This is a genomic window from Amycolatopsis sp. NPDC005003 (assembly GCF_053600695.1).
In genome coordinates this window covers 17,422-29,616 of sequence record NZ_JBSGAI010000011.1, presented here as the reverse complement: position 1 = coordinate 29,616, position 12,195 = coordinate 17,422, and the positions used below count along the sequence as shown (strand labels likewise).

Annotated in this window: 12 protein-coding genes; 10 read left to right on the top strand and 2 right to left on the bottom strand. The window is 71.0% G+C overall.

The window, feature by feature from the left end; all coding sequences use genetic code 11:
• Nucleotides 1-30: 30 nt before the first annotated feature.
• Nucleotides 31-474, bottom strand: a complete 444-nt coding sequence (locus ACWED2_RS15035) for a hypothetical protein (protein ID WP_449691192.1) — start codon at nucleotides 472-474, stop codon at nucleotides 31-33.
• Between the two features lie 98 nt (nucleotides 475-572).
• Between ACWED2_RS15035 and ACWED2_RS15030 the strand changes: the two genes are divergently transcribed.
• Genes ACWED2_RS15030 through nusB form a run of 3 tightly spaced genes read left to right on the top strand, consistent with a single transcriptional unit; the run spans nucleotide 573 to nucleotide 2,725 of the window.
• Nucleotides 573-1,661: a M24 family metallopeptidase gene (locus tag ACWED2_RS15030; RefSeq protein ID WP_449691039.1), complete on the top strand. Its 1,089-nt coding sequence runs from the start codon at nucleotides 573-575 to the stop codon at nucleotides 1,659-1,661.
• 45 nt (nucleotides 1,662-1,706) lie between these two features.
• Nucleotides 1,707-2,270 carry an elongation factor P gene (gene efp / locus ACWED2_RS15025; protein WP_310975012.1) on the top strand — a complete coding sequence of 188 codons (564 nt, stop codon included), beginning with the start codon at nucleotides 1,707-1,709 and terminating at the stop codon, nucleotides 2,268-2,270.
• The gene (gene nusB / locus ACWED2_RS15020) at nucleotides 2,270-2,725 is read left to right on the top strand and encodes a transcription antitermination factor NusB (protein ID WP_003096361.1); all 456 of its coding nucleotides are present in this window, start codon (nucleotides 2,270-2,272) and stop codon (nucleotides 2,723-2,725) included. Before efp ends, nusB begins: the two co-directional genes overlap by 1 nt.
• A gap of 121 nt (nucleotides 2,726-2,846) precedes the next feature.
• On the opposite strand, the gene bldD is transcribed toward nusB, so the two are convergent.
• Nucleotides 2,847-3,335 carry a transcriptional regulator BldD gene (gene bldD / locus ACWED2_RS15015; RefSeq protein ID WP_003096372.1) on the bottom strand — a complete coding sequence of 163 codons (489 nt, stop codon included), beginning with the start codon at nucleotides 3,333-3,335 and terminating at the stop codon, nucleotides 2,847-2,849.
• Nucleotides 3,336-3,583: 248 nt separating this feature from the next.
• Here bldD and pyrR point away from each other — a divergent pair, with 248 nt between their 5' ends.
• The 7 genes from pyrR to pyrF are packed head-to-tail and all read left to right on the top strand — an operon-like array spanning nucleotide 3,584 to nucleotide 12,169.
• Nucleotides 3,584-4,186, top strand: a complete 603-nt coding sequence (pyrR, locus tag ACWED2_RS15010) for a bifunctional pyr operon transcriptional regulator/uracil phosphoribosyltransferase PyrR (protein ID WP_449691038.1) — start codon at nucleotides 3,584-3,586, stop codon at nucleotides 4,184-4,186.
• A complete protein-coding gene (locus ACWED2_RS15005) occupies nucleotides 4,183-5,115 on the top strand; it encodes an aspartate carbamoyltransferase catalytic subunit (RefSeq protein ID WP_086841743.1) in 933 nt (310 codons plus the stop codon). Before pyrR ends, ACWED2_RS15005 begins: the two co-directional genes overlap by 4 nt.
• Entirely contained in the window at nucleotides 5,112-6,398 is a 1,287-nt protein-coding gene (locus ACWED2_RS15000) for a dihydroorotase (protein ID WP_449691037.1), read from the top strand. The genes ACWED2_RS15005 and ACWED2_RS15000 overlap by 4 nt, the downstream gene beginning before the upstream one ends.
• Nucleotides 6,398-6,892 (top strand): PH-like domain-containing protein, encoded by a 495-nt coding sequence (locus ACWED2_RS14995; protein ID WP_449691036.1) that lies wholly within the window; start codon nucleotides 6,398-6,400, stop codon nucleotides 6,890-6,892. The genes ACWED2_RS15000 and ACWED2_RS14995 overlap by 1 nt, the downstream gene beginning before the upstream one ends.
• Nucleotides 6,889-8,010: a glutamine-hydrolyzing carbamoyl-phosphate synthase small subunit gene (gene carA / locus ACWED2_RS14990; RefSeq protein WP_449691035.1), complete on the top strand. Its 1,122-nt coding sequence runs from the start codon at nucleotides 6,889-6,891 to the stop codon at nucleotides 8,008-8,010. Before ACWED2_RS14995 ends, carA begins: the two co-directional genes overlap by 4 nt.
• Nucleotides 8,010-11,324, top strand: coding sequence for a carbamoyl-phosphate synthase large subunit (gene carB / locus ACWED2_RS14985; protein WP_449691034.1), 3,315 nt, complete (start codon nucleotides 8,010-8,012; stop codon nucleotides 11,322-11,324). Before carA ends, carB begins: the two co-directional genes overlap by 1 nt.
• Nucleotides 11,321-12,169 carry an orotidine-5'-phosphate decarboxylase gene (gene pyrF / locus ACWED2_RS14980; RefSeq protein ID WP_449691033.1) on the top strand — a complete coding sequence of 283 codons (849 nt, stop codon included), beginning with the start codon at nucleotides 11,321-11,323 and terminating at the stop codon, nucleotides 12,167-12,169. Before carB ends, pyrF begins: the two co-directional genes overlap by 4 nt.
• Nucleotides 12,170-12,195: the final 26 nt, after the last annotated feature.

The window sequence follows — 12,195 nt, the reverse complement described above, 5'->3', positions numbered from 1 at the left end:
GCCGCCCGGGCCGTGGCCGGAAACCGACGGCTACCCGCGCGGCTCCCGGCTGGACGACCGAAGCCGCCGAGGCCGCGGCGAAGGCACCTCTCGCGGCTCCTCCTCGGCCGGCCGGGGGCGGCCGATCCGTCCTCCGACCAGCAATCCCAGCCCGGCGGGGACCAGCACCAGCAGCGCCGAGAACGCCGCACCGCCGGTGAGGGCGCCGCCCAGCTCGGACACGCCCGTCTGGTCGACGAACACCGCGCGCCCGATCACGTACAGGATGCCCGACACCACCCCGGCCACCAGCGCCGCGACGAACCACGCCCGGCCGCGGTCGGCGACCCCGCGCCACGCGTCCAGGGCCGCCCACAGCGCCGCCGCGCCGACCAGGACCGCCAACGTCAGCGACACCGCGAGCGTCTGGTCCGTCGGGTGGTACACGGCGTACTTGGCCAGCAGCGTCAACGCCACGCCGTGCAGCACCGCCATCACCAGTCCGCGGATCACCCAGGTGCTCATCCTGCGGAGTGTAGGCGGCCTACTGACGAGTCGCTTCCCCCGGGAACCCGGCGCACTAGGGTGGACCCGTGCCCGAAACCCATGGACGACGTCGCCGTGCGCTGCGCGAGCTCCTGACCGGAGCCGGTGTCGACGCGCTGCTGGTCACCGATCTGCTGAACATCCGCTACCTGACCGGGTTCACCGGCTCGAACGCCGCCGTTCTCCTGCACGCCGGCGGCGACGACAAGACGCTCTTCTGCACCGACGGCCGGTACACCACCCAGTCCGCCGCCGAAGTGCCCGACCTCGAGACCGTCGTCGACCGGGCCAGCGCCGCCGCGCTCGTCGCGAAAGCCGCGAAGGACCCCAAGACCTACGGGCGGCTCGGGTTCGAGAGCCAGCACGTCAGCGTCGAGACCTACGAAGCGCTGAAGCAGCAGGTGCCCCTCGAACGGACCCCCGGTCTCGTCGAGCGGCTGCGCGAAGTCAAGGACGAGGCCGAGATCGAAGCGCTGCGCCAAGCGTGCGCCGCCGCCGACCGGGCGCTGGACGACCTGGTGGCCGCCGGCGGGCTGCGGCCCGGGCGGACGGAGCTGGAAATCGCCCGTGACCTGGAGAACCGGATGCTGGAGCACGGCTCGGCCGCGCCCAGCTTCGCCTCCATCATCGCCGCCGGCGCGCACTCCGCCATCCCGCACCACCAGCCGACGCACGCCGAGCTCAAGCGCGGCGACTTCGTCAAGATGGACTTCGGCGCCACCGTCGACGGCTACCACTCCGACATGACCCGCACCTTCGTCCTCGGCGAGCCCGCGGACTGGCAGCGCGAGGTCTACGAGCTCGTGCACGCCGCGCAGGCGGCCGGGGTCGCCGCCGTCGTGCCGGGCGCCGAGGTGTCCGATGTGGACGCCGCGGCGCGGAAGGTGATCGCGGACGCGGGCCACGGCGAGCACTTCGCGCACGGCCTCGGGCACGGCGTCGGCCTGCAGATCCACGAGGCGCCCAGCTTCGCCGCGACGGGCGTCGGTACACTGGCCGCCGGTATGGCGGTCACCGTCGAGCCCGGCGTGTACCTCGCGGGGCGCGGTGGCGTGCGCATCGAGGACACGCTCGTCGTGCGGGCCGGGGAACCCGAACTCCTCACCCTGAGCACCAAGAACCTCGTGGTCGTCTGACAGCGGCCCCGAACCCGAAGATTCGACACAGGAGACTGCAAGCTCGTGGCCACGACCAACGACCTGAAGAACGGGCTCGTCCTCAACCTCGAGGGCCAGCTGTGGACCGTCACCGCGTTCCAGCACGTCAAGCCGGGCAAGGGCGGCGCCTTCGTGCGCACGACGCTCAAGCACGTGCTCACCGGCAAGGTGGTCGACAAGACGTTCAACGCGGGCACGAAGGTCGAGACGGCCACGGTGGACCGCCGGAACATGACCTACCTCTACAAGGAGGGGCAGGACTTCGTGTTCATGGACGGTGACACCTACGACCAGATCACCGTCCCGGCCGAGGTCGTCGGCGACAACGCCAACTACATGCTCGAGAACACCGAGGTCCAGGTCGCGGTGCACGAGAACGAGCCGCTGTACGTCGAGCTGCCGACGTCGGTCGAGCTGGTCGTCCAGCACACCGACCCGGGCCTGCAGGGCGACCGCTCCACCGGCGGCACCAAGCCGGCGACGCTGGAGACCGGCGCGGAGATCCAGGTCCCGCTGTTCCTCTCCACCGGCGAGAAGATCAAGGTCGACACCCGCGACGGCCGTTACCTGGGCCGCGTCTCCAGCTGATGCCGACGTCGAAACCCCACCCGAACCGCGGCGGCGCGATCAGCCGCCGTCAGGCGCGCCGCCGCGCGGTGGAAATGCTGTACGAGGCCGCGCAGCGCGACACCGACGCGGTGACGCTGCTGGCCGACCGGGTCGGCGCGACGGACGTCGACCCGATCGCGGACTACACGATCAGCCTGGTCGAGGGCGTCACCGGGCGGAAGGCCCGGATCGACGAGCTGCTGGCCGAGCACGCGCAGGGCTGGACCCTGGAGCGGATGCCGAAGGTCGACCTCGCGGTGCTGCGGGTCGGGGTCTACGAGCTGCTCTGGGCCGAGGACGTGCCGGACCCGGTGGCGATCGACGAGGCCGTGGGACTGGCGAAGGAACTGTCCACGGACGACTCGCCGCGCTTCGTGAACGGCGTCCTGGGCCGGATCGGCACGATCGCCGACCGCCTCCGCGCCGTTCTCTAGAGCCCCCGGTCAGGTGACCGCGGGGCGGGCTCGCCCCCGAACGAGCCCCCCGACGAGTCAGTGAGCGTCTCCGGTGCCCCACCGGGGGACGCTCACTGCGTCGGTGTAACACACTTGCGGATCAGTCCTCCTTGGAAGGACGCGCCTCCGGCGGCAGGACGCCCCAGTCGATGAGCTGCTCGGTCAGCTCGCCCGGGGTCATGTCGTAGATGATCGCCAGGGACCGCAGGTCCTCGGTGCGGATCGAGAGCACCTTGCCGTTGTAGTCGCCGCGCTGGCTCTGGATCGTCGCGGCGTAACGCGCGAGCGGGCCCACCTTTTCGGCCGGCAGCTGCTGCAGGCGCTCGAGGTTGATGACGATCTTGGTGGCGGGCTCGGCACCGGAGGGGACCCGGCCCTCGGGCAGCAGCTCGACCACCGGCACACCGTAGAAGTCGGCCAGCTCGGCCAGCTTCTGCACGGTGACGGCACGGTCGCCACGCTCGTACGAGCCGACGACGACGGCCTTCCAGCGCCCACCGGACTTCTGCTCGACCCCGTGCAGGGACAGGCCCTGCTGCTGGCGGATCCCGCGGAGCTTGGCCCCGAGCGCCTTGGCGTAATCGCCCATCTGGTCGTTCTCCGTTCTTCACCCCCTCCCGGTCGGGGTGACCGGGCCGGGGGACTCGCTGAGTCGAATACTCAGAGTAATGGTTACGCATTGTTGTCACCAGGTCAAGCAGAAGCTTGCCGCGAATCACGCCACACCACCCGGAAGACTGAGCAAAGTGCCTGCTACTGTCGGTGCGAAAGCCCCGACCAGCAGGGGAACAGACGTCCTTTAAGGACCCGTCCGGTGAGGCGGGGAAGGAGTCCGGTTTGTCGTCACGCCCGCGTGACGCGGCTGGTTCGGCCGGGGAGCGCGAGCTCCTGACGGCCGGCGATGTCGCGCGCACGATCGCCCGAATGGCCCATCAGGTCATCGAAAAGACAGCGAACGGTGCGGAGAGCACTACCCCGCCCGTGTTGCTCGGCATCCCGTCCCGGGGCACGCCGCTCGCCGTCCGCCTGGCCGACAAGATCGGCGAGTTCTCCGGGGTCCGCCCGCCCACCGGCGCCCTCGACGTCACCCTCTACCGGGACGACCTCCGCCGCCGCCCGCCGCGCGCGCTCGAACAGACGCAGCTGCCCGCCGACGGCATCGACGACCGCGTCGTGATCCTGGTCGACGACGTCCTCTTCTCCGGCCGGACGATCCGGGCCGCGCTCGATGCCCTGCGTGATCACGGCCGCCCGCGTGCGGTGCAGCTGGCCGTGCTGGTCGACCGCGGTCACCGGGAGCTGCCGATCCGCGCCGACTACGTCGGCAAGAACGTGCCGACCGCCCGTTCCGAGGGCGTGTCGGTCCTGCTGGCCGAAATCGACGGCCGCGACGCCGTCCTGCTGCGTTCGGCCGACACTGCTGCTGGAGAGGACTCGTGAAGCACCTGCTCGCCACCGACGGCCTGGACCCGGCGCTGGCCACGGCCGTGCTCGACACCGCCGACGAGCTGAAGCACACCCTGCTCGGCCGCGAGGTCAAGAAGCTGCCGACGCTGCGCGGCCGCACGGTCATCACCCTGTTCTACGAGAACTCGACGCGCACGCGGGTGTCGTTCGAGATCGCCGGGAAGTGGATGAGCGCGGACGTGATCAACGTCTCCGCGTCGAGCTCCTCGGTCAACAAGGGCGAGTCGCTGCGGGACACCGCGCTGACGCTGGCCGCCGCGGGCGCCGACTGCGTGATCGTGCGGCACCCGGCCAGCGGCGCCGCCCAGCGGCTCTCGGAGTGGCTGGCCGAGCCGGGCACGTCGGTGGTCAACGCCGGCGACGGCACCCACGAGCACCCGACGCAGGCGCTGCTCGACGCGGCGACCCTGCGGGAGCGCCTCGGCTCGCTCAAGGACCGCCGGATCGCCATCGTCGGCGACGTCCTGCACAGCCGGGTCGCCCGCTCGAACATCCACCTGCTCTCCGCGCTCGGCGCCGAGGTGGTGCTGGTCGCGCCGCCGACGCTGCTGCCCTACGGCGTCGAGAGCCTGCCGGTCACCGTCTCGCACGACCTGGACGCCGAGCTGCCCGCCGTCGACGCGGTGATGATGCTGCGGGTCCAGGCGGAACGCATGCACGGAGGTTTCTTCCCGAGCGCGCGGGAGTACTCCATCGCGTACGGCCTCTCGGAACGGCGGCAGAAGCTGCTGCCGGACCACGCGGTCGTGCTGCACCCCGGCCCGATGCTGCGCGGGATGGAGATCGCTTCGGCGGTCGCCGACTCCCCGGCGTCGGCCATCACCGAACAGGTCCGCAACGGCGTCCACGTGCGCATGGCGGTCCTCTACCACCTCCTGGCCAGTGAAGGAGCCGCCGCGTGAGCACCGTGATCAAGGGCGCCCGCCCGTACGGCGAAGGCGACCCCGTCGACGTCCTGATCGAGGACGGCGTGATCACCGGGATCGGCACCGTCCGAGCACCCGAAGACGCCGAAGTCGTCGAGGCGAACGGTCAAGTCCTGCTGCCCGGCTTCGTCGACCTGCACACCCACCTGCGCGAACCCGGCCGCGAGGACACCGAGACCATCGACACCGGCTCGGCCGCGGCGGCGCTCGGCGGGTACACCGCCGTGTTCGCCATGGCCAACACCGACCCGGTCGCCGACAACGCCGTGGTCGTCGACCACGTGTGGCGGCGCGGGCAAGAGGCCGGCCTGGTCGACGTGCACCCGGTCGGTGCGGTCACCGTCGGGCTCAAGGGCGAGAAGCTCGCCGAGCTCGGCTCGATGGCGAAGGCCCAGGCCCGGGTCACGGTGTTCTCCGACGACGGCCTCTGCGTCGCCGACCCGCTGCTCATGCGGCGGGCGCTGGAGTACTCGACCGCGCTGGACGTCGTCATCGCGCAGCACGCGGAGGAGCCGCGGCTGACCGTCGGTGCCCAGGCCCACGAGGGCGAACGCGCCGCCCGGCTCGGCTACACCGGCTGGCCCGCCGCCGCGGAAGAGTCCATCGTGGCCCGCGACTGCCTGCTGGCGTTGCACGCGAACGCCCGGCTGCACGTCTGCCACGTCTCGACGTCGGGCACGGCGGACGTGCTGCGCTGGGCCAAGGACCGCGGCACGAAGGTGTCGGCCGAGGTCACCCCGCACCACCTGCTGCTCACCGACGAGCGCCTGGCGACCTACGACCCGGTGAACAAGGTGAACCCGCCGCTGCGCACGTCGTCGGACGCGGAGAAGCTGCGGGCCGCGCTGGCCGACGGGACCATCGACTGCGTCGCCACCGACCACGCGCCGCACGCGGTCCAGGACAAGGACACCGAGTGGACCGCGGCCCGGCCCGGCATGCTCGGGCTGCAGACGGCGCTGTCCATCGTGGCCGAGACCATGGTCCGCACCGGACTGCTCGACTGGCGCGGCGTCGCCCGCGTCATGAGCGAGCGGCCCGCGGAGATCGGCAACCTGCCCGACCAGGGCCGTCCGATCGAGGTCGGCGAGCCGGCGAACCTGACCCTGGTGGACCCGGACGCCGAATGGACCGTCCGGGGCGCGGAGCTGGCCAGCATCGCGGCCAACACCCCGTACGAGGGAATGCGGCTGCCCGGCGTGGTGACCACGACGCTGCTGCGCGGGCGGATCACCGCGCGGGACGGGAAGATCGGCTGATGGAGCGCTTCTGGCTCGTGCTGGCGATCGTCGCCTTCTTCCTGCTCTGCCTCTGGGGCATGTACGTGGGCTGGCGGCGCAAGTCCCGCTCGCAGAGCGCCCAGGTGCCGCCGTTCCCCGCCATCCCCGCTGGTTTGGGGGATGCCCTGCTGGAGTCGACCGGCGTCTACCTGTCGACGACGATCGCGGGGGAGTGGCAGAACCGGATCGTCACCCGCGGCGCGGGACTGCGGACTTCGGCTTCCTGGCGGCTCCACGACGGCGGCGTCGCCGTCGAGCGTGGCGGCGCCCCGGACTTCTGGATCCCGCGGGACGCCGTCACCGGCGTCCGGCGCGACACGAAGATCGCCGGGAAGGTGATGGGCACGGACGCGCTGCTGATCGTCACCTGGCGGCTCGGCGACGTCGAGCTCGACACCGGCTTCCGCGGCGACGACCTCGACGACTATCCACAGTGGATCGAACAGCTCAAGATCAAGGGAGGTGCCCAGTGAACGCGCGCGCTCAGGCCGCACTGGTACTCGAAGACGGCCGGGTGTTCCGCGGCGCTGCCTACGGCGCGCAGGGGCGAACCCTCGGCGAAGCGGTGTTCTGCACCGGCATGACCGGCTACCAGGAGACGCTGACCGACCCGTCGTACCACGGACAGATCGTGGTGCAGACGGCGCCGCAGATCGGCAACACCGGCTGGAACGACGAGGACGACGAGTCGTCGAAGATCTGGGTCAACGGCTACGTGGTGCGCGACCCCGCCCGCACGCCGTCCAACTGGCGCTCTCGCCGGACCCTGGACGAAGAGCTGGTGCGCCAGGGGATCGTCGGCATCGCCGAGGTCGACACCCGGTCACTGACCCGCCACCTGCGCGAGGTGGGCGCGATGCGCGCCGGGGTGTTCTCCGGCGACGCGCTCGGCAGCGTCGACGACATGGTGGCCTCGGTGCTCGCGAGCCCGAAGATGGAGGGCGCCGACCTGGCCGGCCAGGTCTCGACGCCCAAGCCGTACGTGGTCTCGCCCGACGGTGAGACGCGCTTCCGGGTGGCGGCGCTCGACCTGGGCATCAAGTCCAACACCCCGCGCCAGATGATCAAGCGCGGCATCGAGGTGCACGTGCTGCCCTCGACGTCGACGCTGGACGAGCTCCTGGCGATCGAGCCGGACGGCGTGTTCCTGTCCAACGGCCCGGGCGACCCGGCCACGACGACGCACGCGACCGAGCTGACCAAGCAGGTCCTGGAGCGCGAGATCCCGCTGTTCGGCATCTGCTTCGGCAACCAGGTCCTCGGCCGCGCGCTGGGCCTGGGGACGTACAAGATGCGCTACGGGCACCGCGGCATCAACATCCCGGTGATCGACGTGGCGACCAAGTCGGTGGCGATCACGGCCCAGAACCACGGCTTCGCCCTCGAAGGCGAACCGGGCCAGCGCTTCGAGTCCCCGTTCGGGGCGGCGCAGATCAGCCACTACTGCCCGAACGACGACACGGTCGAGGGCGTCCGGGCGCTGGACGTCCCGGCGTTCTCGGTCCAGTACCACCCCGAAGCCGCGGCCGGCCCCCACGACGCGGCGCCCCTGTTCGACGAATTCGTTTCGCTCATGGAGAAGAAGGCCTGATGCCGAAGAGGACGGACATCCAGCACGTGCTGGTGATCGGCTCCGGGCCGATCGTGATCGGGCAGGCCGCGGAGTTCGACTACTCCGGCACCCAGGCCTGCCGGGTGCTGCGCAGCGAAGGCCTGCGCGTCTCCCTGGTGAACTCGAACCCGGCCACCATCATGACCGACCCCGAGTTCGCCGACGCCACCTACATCGAGCCGGTGACGCCGGACTTCGTCGAGAAGGTCATCGCCGAAGAGCGGCCCGACGCGCTGCTCGCCACGCTCGGCGGGCAGACCGCGCTCAACTGCGCCGTCGCGCTGCACGAGCGTGGCGTGCTCGACAAGTACGGTGTCGAACTGATCGGCGCCGACATCGACGCCATCCAGCGCGGTGAGGACCGGCAGAAGTTCAAGGACATCGTCCGCACCATCGGTGCCGAGGTCCCGCGCTCCCGTGTCTGCCACGACATGGACGAAGTCCGCGACACCGTCAAGGAACTCGGCCTGCCGGTCGTCATCCGGCCGTCCTTCACCATGGGCGGGCTCGGGTCCGGCATGGCGCACACGCCCGAGGACCTGGAGCGGCTCGCCTCCACCGGGCTCGCCGAGTCTCCGGTCACCGAGGTGCTCATCGAGGAGAGCGTGCTCGGCTGGAAGGAGTACGAGCTCGAGCTGATGCGCGACAAGCACGACAACGTCGTGGTCGTCTGCTCGATCGAGAACATCGACGCGATGGGCGTGCACACCGGCGACTCGGTCACCGTCGCGCCGACGATGACCCTCACCGACCGCGAGTACCAGGTGATGCGGGACGTCGGCATCGCCGTGCTGCGCGAGGTCGGCGTCGACACCGGTGGCTGCAACATCCAGTTCGCGATCAACCCGCGCGACGGCCGGATGGTCGTCATCGAGATGAACCCGCGCGTGTCGCGAAGCTCCGCGCTGGCGTCCAAGGCGACCGGCTTCCCGATCGCCAAGATCGCCGCGAAGCTCGCCATCGGCTACACCCTCGACGAAATCCAGAACGACATCACCGGCGAGACGCCGGCCGCGTTCGAGCCCACTTTGGACTACGTCGTCGTCAAGATGCCGCGGTTCGCCTTCGAGAAGTTCCCCGGCGCGGACCCGACGCTGACCACCACGATGAAGAGCGTCGGCGAGGCGATGTCGTTCGGGCGCAGCTTCCCCGAGGCGCTCGGCAAGGTGATGCGGTCGATCGAGACCAAGGCGACCGGCTTCTGGACGCTGCCCGACCCCGAGGGCGTCACGCTGGAGTCCACTTTGGATTCGCTGCGTACGCCGAAGGAGGGCCGGCTGTACGAAGTGGAGCGTGCGCTGCGGCTCGGCGCCACCGTCGAGCAGGTGCACGAGGCGAGCGGCATCGATCCGTGGTTCATCGACCAGGTCGCCCTCATCGGCGAAGTGGGCGCCGAGGTTCGCGACGCGCCGGTGCTCGACGGCGACCTGCTGCGCCGCGCCAAGCGCACCGGCCTGTCGGACCGCCAGATCGCCGCCCTGCGGCCGGAACTGGCCGGTGAGGACGGCGTCCGCGCGCTGCGCCACCGCCTCGGCGTGCGGCCGGTGTTCAAGACCGTCGACACCTGTGCGGCCGAGTTCGCGGCCAAGACGCCATACCACTACTCGGCTTACGAGTCCGACCCCGACGCGCAGTCCGAAGTGGCCGTCCAGTCCGACAAGCCGAAGGTGCTCATCCTCGGCTCCGGCCCGAACCGGATCGGCCAGGGCATCGAGTTCGACTACTCCTGCGTGCACGCGGCGATCGCGTTGCGGGAGGCCGGGTTCGAGGCCGTCATGGTCAACTGCAACCCGGAAACCGTGTCCACCGACTACGACACGTCCGACCGCCTGTACTTCGAGCCGCTGTCCTTCGAGGACGTCCTCGAGGTCGTGCACGCCGAGCAGGCGTCCGGCACGGTCGCCGGCGTCATCGTCCAGCTCGGCGGCCAGACCCCGCTGGGCCTGGCGAAGAAGCTCGCCGACGCCGGGGTCCCGGTGGTCGGGACGCCGCCGGAGGCCATCCACCTGGCCGAAGACCGGGGCGCGTTCGGCGAGGTCCTCACCGACGCCGGCCTGCCGGCGCCGCGCTACGGCACGGCGACGTCCTTCGAGGGCGCCAAGCGGATCGCCGACGAGATCGGCTACCCGGTGCTCGTCCGGCCGTCCTACGTCCTCGGCGGGCGCGGCATGGAGATCGTCTACGACGAGGAGACCCTCGCGGGCTACATCCGCCGCGCCACCGAGGTCACGCCGGAGCACCCGGTGCTCGTGGACCGCTTCCTCGACGACGCCATCGAAATCGACGTCGACGCGCTGTTCGACGGCGAAGAGCTGTACCTCGGCGGTGTCATGGAACACATCGAGGAGGCCGGCATCCACTCCGGCGACTCCTCGTGCGCGCTGCCGCCGATCACGCTCGGCCACACCGACCTGCAGGCCGTCCGGCGCTCCACCGAGGCGATCGCGCGGGGCGTGGGCGTGCGCGGGCTCCTGAACGTCCAGTACGCGCTCAAGGACGACGTCCTGTACGTCCTGGAGGCCAACCCGCGCGCGTCGCGCACGGTGCCGTTCGTGTCCAAGGCGACGGCGGTGCCGCTGGCGAAGGCCGCCGCGCTGATCATGACCGGCTCGACGATCAAGGACCTGCGCGAGAACGGCGTCCTGCCGGCCGAGGGCGACGGCGGGCACCTGCCGGCCGACTCGCCGGTCGCGGTGAAGGAGGCCGTGCTGCCCTTCCACCGCTTCCGCACCCCCGAAGGCCACGGCGTCGACTCGCTGCTGGGCCCGGAGATGAAGTCCACCGGCGAGGTGATGGGCGTCGACGTCGACTTCGGCAAGGCGTTCGCGAAGTCGCAGAGCGGCGCGTACGGCTCGCTGCCGACGTCCGGGCGCGTGTTCGTCTCGGTGGCCAACCGCGACAAGCGCTCGCTGGTGTTCCCGGTGAAGCGGCTGGCGGACCTCGGCTTCGAGATCCTCGCCACGTCCGGCACCGCCGAAGTGCTGCGGCGCAACGGAATCCCCTGCACGGTGGTGCGCAAGCACTACGAGGGCTCGACCGAAGCCGAGCCGAACATCGTCGACGTCATCCTGGACGGCGGCGTCGACATGGTGATCAACACTCCCTACGGGAACAGTGGTCCGCGCGTCGACGGCTACGAAATCCGCACCGCCGCGGTGTCGCGCGACATCCCGTGCGTGACGACCGTGCAGGGCGCCGCGGCGGCCGTGCACGGCATCGAAGCGCTGATCCGGGGCGACATCGGCGTGCGGTCGCTGCAGGAGCTCCAGGCGGCGCTGAAGGCCAAGTCGTGAGCGGGCGGGAACGGTTCGGGGCGCGGCTGGCCAAGGCCGTCGCGGCCCGCGGCCCGCTGTGCGCCGGCATCGACCCCCACCCGGGCCTGATCGAGGCCTGGGGGCTCCCGGTGGACGTCTCGGGCCTGGAACGGTTCGCGCTGTCCGCCACGGAGGTCCTGGCGGCGCACGCGGCGATCGTGAAGCCGCAGTCGGCGTTCTTCGAAAGTTTCGGACCGGCCGGTGTCGCCGTCCTGGAACGGGTGGTCTCGACCGCCCGTGACGCCGGCGCACTGGTGCTGCTGGACGTCAAGCGCGGCGACATCGGCTCCACGATGGGCGCCTACACGGCCGCGTACGTCGCCGAGGGCGCGGCGATCGCCGCCGACGCGATCACCGTTTCGCCGTACCTCGGCTTCGGCTCTTTGGCCCAATGCGCCGAAACGGCGGTCTCCGCGGGGCGCGGCGTCTTCGTGCTCGCCCGCACGTCGAACCCGGAAGCGGGCGAAGTGCAGAACGCGAAGCTGCCCGACGGGCGCACCGTCGCCCAGGCGATCGTCGACTCCGCGGCGGCATTCAACGACGAAGCGGCGCCGCTCGGCGATGTGGGTGTCGTGGTCGGGGCCACCGTTCCGCCGGGAGAGCTCGATCTCTCGCGGTTGAACGGTCCGGTGCTGGCGCCCGGTTTCGGGGCCCAGGGAGCCACTGTGGCCGATTTACGGGCCCTGTTCGGGCCGTCCCTGCCGGGCGTGCTGCCCGCGTCGTCCCGGGACATCCTGAGGCACGGTCCGGAGCAAGCTGCTTTGCGCCAAGCGGTCGAACGGGTCGCCGAACTGCTGGCCGACCCGCAGGAAAACGGCCAATAGCAGGGTCCGGAACCGGGTCCCACCAG